We start from the raw sequence: 14,638 nt of genomic DNA on the forward strand, positions 1-14,638 counted from the left end.
CACGGCCGCGCCGGGCGTGGCCCGCCGGCGGTTCCTCGTGGCCGCGGGCGGTACGGCGGCGCTGGCCCTCGTCGCCGGGGTCGGCGGCTGGCTGCTCACCGGGCGGGAGGGGCTGGCGCGGGTGCGGGCGGCCATCCGGCTGCCCCGGCCGGTCCGGCCGGCGGGCCCCGTGCCGCCCGGCGCGGACCTGGAGGTCCCCGGCCTCACCCCGCTGTTCATCCCCAACGAGCGCTTCTACCGGATCGACACCGCGCTGCGCGTGCCCATCGTCGACCCGGCCACCTGGCAGCTGGAGATCCGTGGCCTGGTCGACCGCCCCTACACGCTGACCTACGCCGACCTGATGGAGATGCCGCAGATCGAGGCCGACATCACGCTGGCGTGCGTCTCCAACCCGGTCGGCGGCGACCTCGTAGGCAACGCCCGCTGGCAGGGCGTGTCGCTGCGGGCGCTGCTGGAGCGGGCCGGCCTGCAGGAGGGCGCCGTCCAGCTGATCGGTCGCTCGGTCGACGGCTTCACGGCCGGCTTCCCGACGATCACGGCCCTCGACCTCGAGGAGGCGATGGTCGCCGTCGGGATGAACGGGGAGCCGCTGCCGGCCGAGCACGGGTTCCCCGCCCGCCTGGTCGTGCCCGGGCTGTACGGCTACGTGTCGGCCACCAAGTGGCTCTCGGCGATCGAGCTGACCACCTGGGACGTCGACGGCTACTGGATCCCGCGCGGCTGGGCCAAGGAGGGCCCGATCAAGACGCAGTCCCGGATCGACGTCCCGACCCGGGGCACGGCGGTCCCGGCGGGACCGACACCGATCGCCGGGGTGGCCTGGGCGCCCACCCGCGGGATCGAGCGGGTCGAGGTGCGCATCGACGACGGCCCGTGGCAGGAGGCCGAGCTGGCGGCGCCCTACGATGTCGACGTCTGGCGGCAGTGGGTGCTGCCCTGGGACGCCACACCCGGCGTCCACCGGATCGCCGCGCGGGCCACCGACGGGGCGGGCGAGGTGCAGACCGACCAGCGGACCCCGGTCGCTCCGGACGGTGCGTCCGGGTACCCGGTCATCGAGGTGCTGGTCGAGCCGGTCTGACTCCGGGCCACCGCCCGGTCGCCGTCGTCAGCCGGTGACCTCGACGGCCTTCAGCGCGACCCCGCGGAAGGCGGCCAGCCGCTCGGCGGCCTCGGTGACCGCCTCCCGGGCGACCGGGGCGGCCCAGAGGTCGACCGCCACGGTGAGCCTCGAGCCGGTCTTGCGGGGGCGCCAGGTGCCGGCGACGTCGCCGTCGACGAGCACGGCGCCGGGACGGCCGAGCACCGGCCACAGCGCCTTGGCCCGGTCGCGTTCCGGCACCAGCAGTGGCCGGTCGCGGGCCTGCAGGAACAGGTCGAACGGGCCGAGCAGGTGCACGCCGGAGGCGGGTGGGACGTCGCCGAGCCGGTCGGCGTCCTCGGCGAGCAGCCAGCGCCGCTCGCCGTCCACCGAGACCTCGACGGCGTCCTCCGGCCACCGGGCCCGCACGTCCGCGACCGGTGCGTCGAGGTAACCGGCGACCTGCTGCGGCCTCGCCGGGCCGAGCAGGTGCAGGTAGCCGCGGACGACGTCCAGCTGCGGCGGCACCGCCTCGGTCGGCACCAGCCCCGGCGCCGGGCGCAGGACCGGCGGCGAGGTGCCGGGCTGCAGCTCCAGACCGGCGCGCAGGGCGGCCAGCCGGAACGGCATCTCGAACAGGTGCGTGGCGTCGCACGGGCGGCAGGACCGCAGGTACGGCGCCGACATCATCCCGGTCACCCGCGCCGAGACCTCGCCCTTGACCGTCGGGGCGGTCACCACCGACCGCAGAGCCGCAGCGACGGCGTCCAGCGCCTCGAGGTTGCCGATGCCGGCGGCCTTGAGCGGCTTCGACGCGTCGTAGATCCGCTTGCCGGCGTCGGCGTCGGAGAACGGCGCGGTGGCCGCGGCGACCCCTGGGAGGTCGTCCCGGCGGTACAGGTGCGGAGCGCCGCGGATCGTCCACACGGTGGCCGGTTCGTCGCCGGCGAGCGCCCGCACCTCCACCCCGCGCAGCGCCAGCGCCCACAGTCCGCCGTCCGGCCCGGTGTCTTGGACGCCGAGGTCGAGGACGGCGGTGTCGGCGATGCTGCCGGAGAGGCGGCCGAGCTGCTGGGCGTGCACCCGCAGGTCGAGCACCTGCCGGCGGGTCAGGGTCGCGGTCACGGCCGGACCGTAGCGGCGGGGGACGACGGCGTCAGCGCCTCGGCCGGCCGATGCCCACGGTGTAGAGGACGAGCAGGGCGGCGCCGGGGACGCTCAGCCAGATCCACCACGGGTGGACGTCGCCGTCACTGGTGAACGACACCAGCCCCCACACCACGAGGTTCACCGCCGTGATGCTCGCCCAGACGATCGTCAGCACCCGCATCGCGGTGCCGGCGCCGTCGGCGGAGAACGCCCGTCCCAGCGGTGGCGGCGACGGCGGGCCGGGCGGTGGCTCGGGCAGGTCGCGGGTCACCCGGGCCAGCTCGCCGCGGGTCCGGGCGGCCCACGCCGACTGCACGCGGGTGTCGAACTCGGGCAGGTCGAGCTGCCCGGCGGCCACGGCCCGGCGCAGGGTGTGGCTTCTGCGGTGTCGCACGCGCTCTTGCGGTCCTGCAGCGCCGCAGAACCGTCCGCACGACCGCAAGAGCGAGTTCAGTCGGTCAGCGCATGCAGGATCCGGGCCAGCGCAGCACGGTCGGCGGCGTCGAGCCGGCCGAAGAGGTCCCGGGTGTCGGCGGCCCGGGCGGCGGCGATCTCCTCCTGCGCCCGGCGCCCCTCGGCCGTCGGCGTCAGCACCACCGCGCGCCGGTCGGTGGGGTCGGGCGCCCGCTCCACCAGCCCACGGGCCTGCAGCGCGTCGGCGACCTCGGTGGCCGAGCGCGGGGCGATGTGCAGGGCCTCGGCGAGGTCGGAGAGCCGGGTGCCGGCCCGGTCGACGACGACGCGCAGGGCGCGGGCGTGGTGCGGCGAGAGCTCCCAGGGCGCCAGGGTGTCGCGCCACCGCCGGCGCTGCGTCCGGGCGACCCGCAGAAGCAGCTCACCCAGCGCCTCGGCGTCGTCGTCCGACATGCGAGCAGCCTAGTGGCTGCCTCACTGTGAGGTATCCTCAGTATCGGCGAGGGGAGGTGGTCGCCATCGACGGGACCACGGGATCGGGCGGCGGGCGCTCCGGGCGCACCGTCGACCCCGCCGACCGCGCCCAGCTGGAGCGCAACCCGGTGCCGCTGCGCCGGGTGACCGCGCTGTTCGCACCCTTCCGCTGGCAGGTCGCCGTGGTCGTGGCGCTCATCGTCGCCTCGTCCGTGGTGGCGTTGGCCACGCCGTTCCTCGTCCGGCTGGTGATCGACGAGGCGCTGCCCCGGCAGGACGTGCGCCTGCTGGTCTGGGCGGTCGCCGCCATGCTCGCGGTCGCCGCGACCACCGCCGTCCTCGGCGTGGTGCAGACCTGGCTGTCGACGACGGTCGGCCAGCGGGTCATGCACGGCCTGCGGACGGCGGTGTTCGACCACCTGCAGCGGCAGTCGCTGGGGTTCTTCACCCGCACGCGCGGTGGCGAGGTGCAGTCGCGGCTGACCCACGACATCGCCGGCATGCAGTCGGTGGTGACCACGACGGCGACGTCGCTGGCGTCCAACGCGACCACCGTCGTCGGCACGATCGTCGCGATGGTGGTGCTGTCCTGGCGGCTGTCGCTGCTCTCCCTCGTCGTCCTGCCGCCGGCGGTGCTGCTGACCCGCAAGGTGGCGCGGATGCGCCGCGCGGTCACCGCGCAGCGCCAGCGGCACCTGGCCGACCTGCACGCGCAGGTGGAGGAGGGGCTCTCCGTCAGCGGGGTGCTGCTCGGCAAGACCCTCGGCGCCGGCCCCGCCCAGTCGCGCCGCTTCGCCGCGACGTCGGAGGATCTCGTCGGCCTCGAGGTGCGCGCGCAGCTGGCCGGGCGGTGGCGGATGGCCACGATGAGCATCGTCTTCGCCGGCATCCCGGCGCTGATCTACCTCGCCGCGGGCCTGCCGGTCACCTCCGGCGGCATGACCATCGGCACGCTCGTCGCCTTCACCGCGCTGCAGGGCACGCTGTTCCGCCCGCTCATGGGCCTGCTCGACGTCGGCGTCTCGGTGACCGCCTCGATGGCCCTGTTCAGCCGGGTGTTCGAGTACCTGGACCTGCCCGTGGAGGTCGACGACCCGGCCGACCCGGTGCCGCTGGACCCGGCGCGGGTGCGCGGCGAGGTGCGGCTGGAGGGCGTCTCGTTCACCTACCCCGACGGCCACCGGCCCGCGCTGGACGGCGTCGACCTCGCCGTCCCTGCCGGGACGACGCTGGCGCTGGTGGGGGAGACCGGCTCGGGCAAGAGCACGCTGGCCTCGCTGGTCGCCCGGCTGGCCGACCCGACCGCGGGCCGGGTCACCGTCGACGGCGTCGACCTGCGCGACCTCTCCCTGGCCACGCTGTCGCGGGTGGTCGGCGTCGTCGCGCAGGAGACCTACCTGCTGCACACGACGGTGCGGGAGAACCTGCGGCACGCCCGGCCCGACGCGTCCGACGCGGAGATCGAGGACGCCGCCCGCCGCGCCCAGGTGCACGACGTCGTCGCCGCGCTGCCCGACGGCTACGAGACCGTCGTCGGCGCGCGCGGGCACCGCTTCTCCGGCGGGGAGAAGCAGCGGCTGGCGATCGCCCGGACGCTGCTGCGCGACCCGCGGGTGCTGGTGCTCGACGAGGCGACCAGCGCCCTGGACACCGGCACCGAGCGGGCGGTGCAGGCCGCGCTCGACGAGGCCAGCCGGGGCCGGACGACGATCACCATCGCGCACCGGCTCTCGACCGTGCGCTCCGCCGACCGGATCGCCGTCCTCGCCGGCGGCCGGGTCGTGGAGAGCGGTCCGCACGAGGAACTCCTCGCCCGCGGCGGCCGGTACGCCGCCCTGGTGGCCGCCGGCGACCGCGCCGTGGCGCTGGCCGCCTGAGCTGCCGGAGCGGTCGTCAGAGCGTCGGTGACCACAGGCCCCTCGCGTCGTCCAGCGCCGGGAGGACGACGAGAGCAGCAGCGCCCGCGGCAGCGAGGACCAGCAGCAGGGCCGTCGTCACCCGCACCGCGAGGGGCCCGGCCAGGTGGCGCCAGATCAGGAGTACACGCTCAGACCTCCTGGAGGGCGCTGGGGTCGTCCGGCGACTCCGCCTTGGGAACCGAGTCCTCCAGCGCCCCGTGAACGACGAGCCGCTCGCGGGTGGAGAACTTCGGATGGCAGGTGGTCATGGTGAGGAAGGCCCCGGTCGGGTCGCCGTCCATCGCCCCGCCGGGCGTGGGTGCGACGACGCTGCTCTCGCTCGGGTCGACGACGGCCGTCGTCGTCACCCGGTAGACGTGCCAGGTGTCCACGGTCTCCACGACGACGGGGTCGCCGGGTTCCAGGACGTCGAGAGCGATGAACGGGCTGCCACGGCCGACGCGGTGACCGGCCATGGCGAAGTTCCCCTGCTCGCCGGGCATCGCCGAGCCGACGTAGTGGCCGGGGCCGTCCTCGAGCTCCTCGGGGTCGGTGCCCTCGACCACGGCGCGGTCCAGTCCTCGCCGAAGCGCGGGATGTGCACGAAGGCGAAGGCCTGCCCGAAGTCGAACTCGGGATCAGGCGACCCGGGGGTCGCCCAGTCGTCGCGGAGTTCCTCGGCCACCCGGTCCTGGGCGCGGTCGCTGAAGAGGTCACGACCCTGGACGGGGTCGTGCAGGCTCCGGGCGGGCCGGACGAGGACACCTCCGGCGGCTTCCGTTCCGGCGGGTGGCTGGTGCCGTCGATCGAGGAGACCCTGGGCGCCCAGATGGACGCGTGGTCCGCCGGGGTGGAGGACTTCCTGCTGGGCCGGGGGACCTACGAGGTCTTCGCGGCGGCCTGGCCGCAGACGCCCATCGAGGACGACCCGGTGGCCGAGGCGCTGAACACGCGGACCGAGCACGTCGTCTCGCGCACCCTGACCTCGGTCGGCTGGCACGGGGCGCGGCTGGTGCGCGGCGACGTGGTGGAGACCGGCGCGATGGGCGCCGAGTACGAGGACACCGTCAGCGGCTGAGCGCTGCAGCAGGGACGGCGACGGCCGGCGTGCGGGGCGCGGGGACGGCGAGCGCCTCGGGCGGGCCGGGCCGGCCGAAGAACCAGCCCTGGCCGTAGTCGACGCCCAGCGCCCGCAGCGCGGCGGCGTCGTCCACCGTCTCCACGCCCTCGGCGACCACCCGGGCACCGGAGCCGTGCGCGAAGGTGGCCAGCGAGCCGACCAGGGTGGAGAGCACCCGGTCGGAGGCCACGCCGCTGGCGATGCTGCGGTCGAGCTTGATGACGTCGGGGGCGGTCGCCACGATGTGCCGCAGCGAGGAGAAGCCGGCGCCGACGTCGTCGATGGCCAGCCGGAGTCCGGCGGCCCGGAACGGGGCGAGGGCGGCGGCGAGCTCGTCGTAGTCCTCGACCTCGTCGTGCTCGGTGAGCTCCAGGACGACCCGCTCCAGCGGCAGCCGGCGCAGCAGCCGGGCGCAGCCGGCGGTGAGCAGCGTGGCCGGAGAGACGTTCATGGCGACGTAGCCGCCGACCCGGTCCAGGTGTGCGGCGGCGCCCTCGAGGGCCTGGAGCTCCAGGACGTGGCCCAGCCCGACGCTGTGCGCCTCGGCGAAGACGACGTCCGGGGTCAGGCCCCAGTCGACGGGGAAGCGGGACAGCGCCTCGGCGCCGACGCGGGTGCCGGTGGCGAGGTCGACGATCGGCTGCAGGTGGATGACCGGGCCGCCGGCGGCGATGAGCCGGTCGAGCCGGCCCTCGATCTCGGCGCGCCGCTCCTGGGCGCGGACCTCGGGCTCGACGATGACCGCCGCGGCGCCGGCCAGGACCTTCATGAGAGCCACGTCGCGCTTGCCGAGCTCCTTGTCGGAGGCGAACCCGAACGCGCAGAAGGTGCCGTAGAGGCTGCCGTCGCTGAGGGTCACGGGGGCGGAGACGTAGCTGCGGATCCGCGGGATGCGGGCCGCGGGCAGCTCCATCGCCACCGGGTTGCGCCTCACGTCGGGGATGACCGCCGGCAGTCTGCCGTCGAGGATCGCCTGGCAGAAGGACGTGCCCTGCCGCTGGGTCACCCCGTCCCGGATGAACGGCACCGCGGACTCCACGACCTCCAGGTGCTGGGTCGTGCCGTCCAGGCGGCTGAGGAAGGCGACACTCAGGTCCAGCGACTTCTTCGCGGTCACCAGCAGGTCGGCGATCTGCCGCTCGGCGGCCGAACGCTTCGTGCGCACTGGCGGCCTCCTCTCGTCCAGCACGGTCATCGGCCGGCCGGCAGCGGAGCTGGAGCCCCCTCACCCGTTGGGGGAGGGGAAGGACCGGGCCACGGCGGTGGTTTCGCATGGCAACACCAGCTGAGAGGTCTCGAGAGCACATGAGCATCCCGTTGTCCGTCCTCGACCTGGCGCCGATCCCCAGGGGTCAGACGCCGGCCGACAGCATCGCGGCGAGCGTCGCACTCGCCCGGTGCGCGGAGCGGTCCGGCTACCGCCGGGTCTGGTACGCCGAGCACCACAACATGCCGACGATCGCCTCCTCGGCGACCAGCGTGCTGATCGCGCACGTCGGCGCGCAGACGTCGTCCATCCGGCTCGGCGCCGGCGGCGTCATGCTGCCCAACCACTCACCGCTGACCATCGCCGAGCAGTTCGGCACCCTCGACGCGATGTACCCCGGCCGGATCGACCTGGGGCTGGGGCGGGCGCCCGGCTCGGACCAGAACACGATGTACGCGCTGCGCCGCGACCCGCGCTCGGCCGACCGCTTCCCGCAGGACGTGCTCGAGCTCCAGGGCTACCTGACGGGTTCGTCGAGGGTCCCCGGCGTCGACGCGGTCCCGGGCAAGGGCTCGAACGTGCCGCTGTACGTGCTCGGCTCCTCGATGTTCGGCGCGACGCTCGCCGCCGCGCTGGGCCTGCCCTACGCGTTCGCCTCGCACTTCGCGCCGGCGATGCTGCGACCCGCGGTGGAGGCCTACCGGCGCGAGTTCCAGCCGTCGGCGCAGCTCGCCGCGCCGTACGTGATCGCCGGCGTGAACGCGGTGGCCGCCGACAGCCGCTCCGCCGCGGAGGAGGCGTACGCCGCCGCCCGCCGGAGGCTCGCCGTCGGCCTGTTCGGCCGGGGCCGGTCGCTCTCGGACGACGAGGCGCAGCTGCTGCTCTCCTCGGCGGCCGGGGCGCACGTCGACACGATGCTGACCCACACCGCCGTCGGCACGCCGGCCGAGGTGCGCGAGCACCTGTCGCGGTTCGCGAAGGAGGCCGACGCCGACGAGCTGATCGTCGCCCACCAGTTCCCCGGCGTGGAGGGCCGGCTGCGCTCGGTGGAGCTCACCGCCGAGGCGATGGAGACCGTTCCCGCCTGAGTGGCTGCCCGCCCGGGTTCTTCCCCCGCTCGGGGACGCAGCCGCGGTGCACAGGCACGCCGGCCGCCGTCCTCACCTCGTGGTCGCCTACCTCGCGGTACAGCGCGAGGTAGGCGACGGTCCGGTGAGGACGGCGGAGCAGGCGACGACCCCGGTCGATCGTCTCGTGGAAACGGCTCAGTCCTCCAGCAGGCCGGCCTCGTGGGCGAGGATCGCGGCCTGCGTGCGGTTGGCCAGCTCCAGCTTGGTGAGCAGCCGCGAGACGTACGTCTTCACCGTGGCCTCGCTGACGTAGAGCCGCCTCGCCAGCTCGGCGTTCGACTCCCCGCTGCCCAGCAGTTGCAGCACCTCGCGCTCGCGGTCGGAGAGCCCCTCCACCCGGCGCAGGGCCCCCGCCCGTCGCGGTGCCGCCCGGCGGTCGACGTAGCTGTCGATGAGGGCCGCCGTCACGGCCGGCGAGAGGGTCGCCGTCCCGTCGGCGACCGCGCGCACCGCGGCGGCGATCTCACGCGGCGGCGTGTCCTTGAGCAGGAAGCCGGCGGCCCCGGCGGCCAGCGCCGCGTACACGTACTCGTCCACGTGGAACGTCGTGAGGACGGCGACCTGCGGCGGCTCGGGCAGCGCGAGGATCTGCCTCGTCGCCGCCAGCCCGTCCATGACCGGCATGCGGATGTCGACGAGGACGACGTCCGGCCGCAGCTCCCGCGCCGCCCGCACGCCGTCCGCCCCGTTGCCGGCCTCGCCGACGATCTCGAAGCCGCCGGTCGACTCCAGTACCGTGCGCAGCCCGAAGCGCACCAGCTCCTCGTCGTCGACGAGCAGCACCCGGACGTCGCTCATGTCGGCAGCACCGCCTCCACCGCGAACCCGCCGTCCAGCCGTGGCTCGGCCGTGAGCCGGCCGCCCAGTGTGCGCACCCGCTCACCCAACCCCACCAGGCCGTAGCCGCCTCCCGGGACCGGCTCGGCGCGCCGGACCGGTGGCCCGTTGAGCACCCGGACGACGAGCTCGCCGGCCGGCCGCTCGACCGTCACCTGCACCTCGCCGCCGGGCGCATGCCTGCCGGCGTTGGTCAGCGCCTCCTGCACGATCCGGTAGGCGGCGCGCCCGACGACCGGGTCGACCGGCGCCGCCCCCTCCGCCGGACCGGTCAGCGCGACGTCCATGCCGGCCTCCCGCGACTGCGCGACGAGGCGCGGCAGGTCCTCCAGACCAGGCTGGGGGCCGAGCGGCGCGGCCTCGCCGACGTCCTCGGCGCGCAGCACGCCGACCATCTGCCGCAGCTCCTCGAGGGCCCGTCGTCCCGCCGTCTGCACCTGGCCGGCCAGCTGCTCGACCCGGTCGGGGTTCCGCGCGGCCACCTCGATCGCGCCGGCCTGCAGCACCATGAGGCTGACCCGGTGCCCGACGGCGTCGTGCATCTCCCGGGCGATGCGGGTCCGCTCGGTGAGGACGGCGTCGCGTGCCAGCAGCTCCCGCTCGGCCTCGGCGCGCTCGGCCCGTTCGCGCAGCGCACCGAGCAGCTCGGCGCGGGTGCGCACCCAGGCGCCCACCGCGCCGGGCAGCAGGACGGCGAAGGCCGCGCTGACGAAGGCGCCGAGGGCCAGCTGCCACGTGTCGACGGCCCACGGCTGGGCGACGGCCGCGACGCCGAGCACGGCGGCGACCACGCGCAGCGGCCAGCGGGGCTCGTACCGGCCCATCGCGTAGGCGGCGACCAGCAGCGCGAGGGTGACCACGGGGGAGAGGGCGGTGAGCGTCGCGCCGAGGAGGAACGGCACGAGCGGCGCCGTCCGCCGGAGCAGGAACAGCGCCAGGGTCAGCACCGGGGTGCCGGCGAAGAAGACCCACACCGGCACGGGGGACGCCGTCGGGGCCTCCATCCCGGTGCCGACGGCGATGGTGACCGCGCCGAACGCGGCGAGGCCGAGCTCCGCGCCGATGCTGCGCCGGGGCAGCGACAGCGACGTCCGGACGGCCATGCGGCGAGCGTAGGCGCGCGGTGATCACCGACCCGTCGTCCGTCCGTCGCCGATCCGGGTCGACTTTCGGATGACGAGGTCGCGACGTCCGGAGTCCTCGTTCTGCCCGCCCGGCCGACGCGACCGGAGACCTCGGAGCGAGAGGTTCCTCCCGGAACCGGAGACGCCGGTCGGAGGAGGACCCCGATGATCACGGTCAGCGGACTGACCAAGAGGTACGGCGACCGGACGGTCGTCGACGCCGTCTCGTTCGAGCTGGAGCCGGGCACGGTGACCGGCTTCCTGGGGCCGAACGGCGCCGGCAAGACCACGACGATGCGGATGGTCACCGGCCTGGTGCCGGCGACGTCCGGGCAGGCGCTGGTCGGCGGCCGGCCCTATCCCTCGCTGCCCAACCCGGGTGCGGTGATGGGCACGCTGCTCGACGCCGGCGCCGTGCACCCTGGCCGGACCGGACGCACCCACCTGCGCATCCTCGCCGCGACGGTCGGCGTGGCCGACCGTCGGGTCGACGAGGTGCTGTCGCTCGTCGGGCTCTCCGACGCGGCCGGCCAGCGGATCGGCGGCTACTCGCTGGGCATGCGGCAGCGGCTCGGCATCGCCGCGGCGCTGCTGGCCGACCCGCCGGTGCTCATGTTCGACGAGCCCGCCAACGGGCTGGACCCCGAGGGCATCCGATGGATGCGCGACCTGCTGCGCGGGCACGCGGCGCGCGGCGGCACGGTGCTGCTGTCGTCGCACCTGCTGGGCGAGGTCGAGCACACCGTCGACCGGCTGGTCGTGATCGGCGGCGGTCGGGTCGTAGCCGACGGCCCGATCGCCGCGCTGCTGGGCACCGACGGCACCGCGGTGCGCGCGGTCGACGTCCCGGCGTTCGCTACCGCCCTGGAGGCCGCGAGGTTCCACGTGCAACACCGCGACGACGGCGCGCTGCTCGTCGCCGGTGCCGACCCCGCCGCCGTCGGCGCGGTGGCCGCCGCGGGCGGTCACGTGCTGACCGACCTGCGTCCCCTCGAGCACGGGCTCGAGGACCTCTTCTTCTCCCTCACCGCTCCCGAGAGGACGTCCCTCCGATGACCGTCACCGTCTCTTCCCTCCCTGCTCCCGGGACCGCGCGCCCGGCGGCCCCGTCGACCGGCACGCTGACCGGGCTGGAGGTCCGCAAGTCGCTGTCCACCCGCTCCGGCCGGGCGGTGGCGACGGCGGCCGTCGTCCTCGGGCCGCTGGGGGTGGTGCTGGCCAGCCTGACCGGGGAGGGCACCTTCCCCGCGGCCGTCGCGCTCGGCTTCATCGGCATGCTCACCGCGCTGGTCCTGCTGGCGCTCGGCGTGCTGTCGACGGCGGGGGAATGGACGCACAAGAGCGTGCAGACCATGTTCCTCCTCGTGCCGCAGCGCGGGCGGGTGCTGCTGGCCAAGGCGCTGGCACTCGCGCTGCAGGGCGCGGTGCTCGCCGCGCTCGGGGCGGGGCTGTCCCTGGCGCTGCTGTGGCTGATCCCCGACCCGGTGGCCTGGACGGCGGCCGGGCCCGCGGTGGTGGTGGCCGTCGCGGCTGGTGCGGCGTTCGCGGTGATCGGCGCCGGGATCGGTGCGGCACTGGGCAACTCGCCGGCCGCGCTGACCGGCGCCTACCTGACGATGCTCGGCGTGCTTCCGGTGCTGCAGGCGGTCAAGCCTGAGTGGGCCGAGAAGCTGGACCCGGCGACGGCGATCGTGACGATGGCGCAGTCGGGGGTGACGACGACGCCGGTGCTGGTGATCGCCGGGTGGGTCGTCGTGGCGTCGGTGGCCGGCTGGGTCCTGACCTCCCGCCGCGCGGTCCAGTAGTTGAACGAACGCACGCTGAACGCCCTCTCGATCCGATCGAAAGGGCGCTCAGCGTGTACTCGGCGGCTGGTCCTGATGACGCCGTTCCGCTTCGGCCGTCCGGTGGGATCAGCGCAGCGCCGTCGCCATGCGTGCGGAGGCGCGCGCCGGCGGCTGACCAGGCGGGTCGGCACGAGCGCTCCTAGGCTCGGTCGATGGACTCCCCCGACCTGCTGGCCCTGCGCTCCGACGAGCGCGCCGCCCTCGTGCTCCTCGGCCTGCGCGGCGACTGGTAGCCGTACTGCTGCGCCCAGGCGGTCCGCCTGGCCCGATCCCTGTCCCGCCTCGCCGACGCCGGTGCGGAGGTGGTGCTGACCTCCACCGACCCGCCGGAGGTTCAGCTGGCGATGAACCGCACCTGGCACCTGCCCTACCGCTGGGTCAGCGACCCCGACGGCACGCGGTTGGCCAAGCCGCTCGGCGCCTGGGACGAGGGCGCGTCGATCTTCCGACCGGTCGTCGTCGTGGTGGCCCCGGACGGCAGGGAGGTGTTCCACGAGCTGTCCCGGGACTTCACCGACCGTCCGGACGACGAGCCGATCCTGGCCGCCGTCGAGGCGCTCGGACTCGACCCGGTGCCGGCGCCCGCGCCGTGGGATCCCCCGGACACCGGGCCGCGGCCGTCGAAGCGGGCCTTCCAGCCGTCGTCGTTCATCCCCTACTTCCGCGCGATCAAGTTCAACACCGGCGCACTCGCCGAGCGGATGTTCGACGCGCGTGACCGCGAGCAGCTGCTCACCGAGCAGCACATGGCCGAGTCGTTCCTCGCGGCCTTCGACGAGTGGCGCGCTGAGCACCCCCCGGATCGCCAGTGAGACAGCAGCCGCAGGGGCACGCCACAAGCGCCTGGCTGGCGACGCTCGACACGGCGGCGCCGACGGACGTGACCCACGACGACGCACTCGCTGCACTGGACGCGGCCCGGGAGGAGCCCACGACGCGATGGCCTGGACCGAGCGTGACATCCCTGACCTGACCGGGCGCACCGCGGTGGTGACGGGCGCGAACGGCGGGCTCGGCCTGCAGACGGCGCTGGCGCTGGCCGGTGCGGGTGCGCACGTGGTTCTCGCTGCCCGTGACCCGGAGAAGACGGCGGCCGCGGAGGCGCGGATCCGGGTGAGCTCCCCGTCGGCGTCCCTGGAGGTGGTGCCGCTGGACCTCGGCGACCTGTCGTCCGTGTCGGCCGCCGCGCGGACGGTGCTGGACGGGCGCGACCGCGTGGACATCCTGGTGAACAACGCCGGGGTCATGGCGATGCCGCAGCGGACGACGGTCGACGGGTTCGAGATGCAGCTCGGCGTCAACCACCTGGGGCACTGGGCGCTGACCGCGCACCTCTTGCCGGCGCTGCTGGCCGCACCGGCCGCGCGAGTGGTGACGGTGACGAGCACGGCGCGGCACCGGGCGCGGCGGCTGGACCCGGCCGACGTCCACCTGCAGCGGGGTTACGGAGCGTGGAGCGCGTACGCGCGGTCGAAGATGGCGAACCTGCACTTCGGGCTGGGGCTGCAGCAGCGGTTCGCCGCGGCCGGCGTTCCGGCTTCGAGTCTGTTGGCTCACCCGGGCCTGACGAACACCGACCTGCAGGCGCGGGCGGTGCGGGAGGGCGGCGCCGGTTGGGTAGGGGCGTTCTTCGAGGTGATGACGGCGCGGTCGGGCATGTCGCCGTTCGAGGGCGCCCGGCCGCAGTTGCGGGCCGCGACCGACCCGCGGGCGCGTGGCGGTGAGCTGTACGCGCCGCGGTACGGCTCCCACGGCCCAGCCGTGCGGCGGCCGATCCTGCGCCGGCACCGCCTGCAGGAGAAGATCGACGTGCTGTGGGAGGTCTCCGAACGCGAGACCGGCCTCCCCCTGAATGTCGAGGCCGCCCGCTCCGCCCCGTGACCGGTGCATTCAGTCCGACCGGCCGGCCGATGTCCCTGGGCCGTGAGGACGGCGGCGTGCGTCTCCTACCGCCTGACCTCCTCCCGCAGCGAGGCACGCCTCTGCGCCATCTACAACGCGATGCCGTAGCCAGCACGGCTCAGCGTTCCACGGCGGACCGATGATCTCGGACCAAGGTGGGCGTCGCTCACGTCTCAGGCTGGCGCCGGCCAGCACCGCCCTCGTCCTGGCCGACCTTTCATCCCTAGCCCCAAGAATCCGGACGGCGAATGATGTCGTTGACAGCCTGGAGTTGTCTCGTGATCTAGTGGAGCGAACACTCTTAGCGGACCGTGAGGCTGGTGAGGTGGTGGATGTGGATCTTCGGTTCTACGGGGGTTTCCTCGCCCACGACGGAACTGCCACGACGCAGTACTCGCTGCTGCGGCGACACATTGGAGGAATTCAAGGATTGCGACACGGTATTCGCTTGA

14 protein-coding genes and 1 pseudogene are annotated in these 14,638 nt (G+C 74.7%); 8 read left to right on the top strand and 7 right to left on the bottom strand.

Going from position 1 to position 14,638, the window contains the following annotated elements; all coding sequences use genetic code 11:
• Positions 1 to 1,084, top strand: a 1,084-nt coding sequence (locus E4P41_RS13165; protein ID WP_167761074.1) for a molybdopterin-dependent oxidoreductase, incomplete at its 5' end; no start/stop codon positions are given.
• Between the two features lie 27 nt (positions 1,085 to 1,111).
• On the opposite strand, the gene E4P41_RS13170 is transcribed toward E4P41_RS13165, so the two are convergent.
• From E4P41_RS13170 to E4P41_RS13180, 3 genes are read right to left on the bottom strand one after another with little or no spacing between them, the layout of a single operon-like run.
• Positions 1,112 to 2,209, bottom strand: coding sequence for a winged helix DNA-binding domain-containing protein (locus E4P41_RS13170; protein ID WP_135141706.1), 1,098 nt, complete (start codon positions 2,207 to 2,209; stop codon positions 1,112 to 1,114).
• Positions 2,210 to 2,240: 31 nt separating this feature from the next.
• A complete protein-coding gene (locus tag E4P41_RS13175; protein ID WP_167761075.1) occupies positions 2,241 to 2,627 on the bottom strand; it encodes a DUF1707 domain-containing protein in 387 nt (128 codons plus the stop codon).
• A gap of 56 nt (positions 2,628 to 2,683) precedes the next feature.
• Positions 2,684 to 3,100 carry a MarR family transcriptional regulator gene (locus E4P41_RS13180; protein ID WP_135141707.1) on the bottom strand — a complete coding sequence of 139 codons (417 nt, stop codon included), beginning with the start codon at positions 3,098 to 3,100 and terminating at the stop codon, positions 2,684 to 2,686.
• 56 nt (positions 3,101 to 3,156) lie between these two features.
• Between E4P41_RS13180 and E4P41_RS13185 the strand changes: the two genes are divergently transcribed.
• The gene (locus E4P41_RS13185) at positions 3,157 to 4,998 is read left to right on the top strand and encodes an ABC transporter ATP-binding protein (RefSeq protein ID WP_135141708.1); all 1,842 of its coding nucleotides are present in this window, start codon (positions 3,157 to 3,159) and stop codon (positions 4,996 to 4,998) included.
• A 170-nt stretch (positions 4,999 to 5,168) separates the two neighbouring features.
• Here the strand turns inward: E4P41_RS13185 and E4P41_RS13190 are convergent, their stop codons facing one another.
• Positions 5,169 to 5,585 (bottom strand): class E sortase, encoded by a 417-nt coding sequence (locus tag E4P41_RS13190; RefSeq protein WP_245177319.1) that lies wholly within the window; start codon positions 5,583 to 5,585, stop codon positions 5,169 to 5,171.
• Between the two features lie 167 nt (positions 5,586 to 5,752).
• On the opposite strand from E4P41_RS13190, the gene E4P41_RS13195 reads away from it, so the two are divergent.
• Positions 5,753 to 6,097 carry a hypothetical protein gene (locus E4P41_RS13195; RefSeq protein ID WP_209307704.1) on the top strand — a complete coding sequence of 115 codons (345 nt, stop codon included), beginning with the start codon at positions 5,753 to 5,755 and terminating at the stop codon, positions 6,095 to 6,097.
• On the opposite strand, the gene E4P41_RS13200 is transcribed toward E4P41_RS13195, so the two are convergent.
• Positions 6,087 to 7,304 carry an EAL domain-containing protein gene (locus E4P41_RS13200; RefSeq protein WP_135141709.1) on the bottom strand — a complete coding sequence of 406 codons (1,218 nt, stop codon included), beginning with the start codon at positions 7,302 to 7,304 and terminating at the stop codon, positions 6,087 to 6,089. The two genes, E4P41_RS13195 and E4P41_RS13200, sit on opposite strands and share 11 nt — an antisense overlap.
• Before the next feature lie 140 nt (positions 7,305 to 7,444).
• On the opposite strand from E4P41_RS13200, the gene E4P41_RS13205 reads away from it, so the two are divergent.
• A complete protein-coding gene (locus E4P41_RS13205; RefSeq protein ID WP_135141710.1) occupies positions 7,445 to 8,434 on the top strand; it encodes an LLM class flavin-dependent oxidoreductase in 990 nt (329 codons plus the stop codon).
• A 177-nt stretch (positions 8,435 to 8,611) separates the two neighbouring features.
• Here E4P41_RS13205 and E4P41_RS13210 read toward each other — a convergent pair whose 3' ends face one another.
• Together E4P41_RS13210 and E4P41_RS13215 are read right to left on the bottom strand one after the other, a co-directional pair.
• Positions 8,612 to 9,274, bottom strand: coding sequence for a response regulator transcription factor (locus E4P41_RS13210; RefSeq protein ID WP_135141711.1), 663 nt, complete (start codon positions 9,272 to 9,274; stop codon positions 8,612 to 8,614).
• Positions 9,271 to 10,416: a histidine kinase gene (locus tag E4P41_RS13215; RefSeq protein WP_135141712.1), complete on the bottom strand. Its 1,146-nt coding sequence runs from the start codon at positions 10,414 to 10,416 to the stop codon at positions 9,271 to 9,273. The genes E4P41_RS13210 and E4P41_RS13215 overlap by 4 nt, the downstream gene beginning before the upstream one ends.
• Positions 10,417 to 10,602: 186 nt before the next feature.
• Between E4P41_RS13215 and E4P41_RS13220 the strand changes: the two genes are divergently transcribed.
• The 4 genes and pseudogenes from E4P41_RS13220 to E4P41_RS13235 all read left to right on the top strand — a co-directional run bounded on the left by E4P41_RS13220 (position 10,603) and on the right by E4P41_RS13235 (position 14,165).
• Positions 10,603 to 11,493: an ABC transporter ATP-binding protein gene (locus tag E4P41_RS13220; protein ID WP_135141713.1), complete on the top strand. Its 891-nt coding sequence runs from the start codon at positions 10,603 to 10,605 to the stop codon at positions 11,491 to 11,493.
• Complete coding sequence (locus E4P41_RS13225) at positions 11,490 to 12,242, top strand: hypothetical protein (RefSeq protein WP_135141714.1); 753 nt, start codon at positions 11,490 to 11,492, stop codon at positions 12,240 to 12,242. The genes E4P41_RS13220 and E4P41_RS13225 overlap by 4 nt, the downstream gene beginning before the upstream one ends.
• A 287-nt stretch (positions 12,243 to 12,529) precedes the next feature.
• Positions 12,530 to 13,096: pseudogene (locus E4P41_RS22690) on the top strand (hypothetical protein); the annotation flags it as partial.
• 127 nt (positions 13,097 to 13,223) lie between these two features.
• Positions 13,224 to 14,165, top strand: coding sequence for an oxidoreductase (locus tag E4P41_RS13235; RefSeq protein WP_135141716.1), 942 nt, complete (start codon positions 13,224 to 13,226; stop codon positions 14,163 to 14,165).
• Positions 14,166 to 14,638 lie beyond the last annotated feature (473 nt).

Origin of the sequence: Geodermatophilus sp. DF01-2 (genome assembly GCF_004571065.1) — a bacterium.
Classification (GTDB): Bacteria; Actinomycetota; Actinomycetes; order Mycobacteriales; family Geodermatophilaceae; genus Geodermatophilus.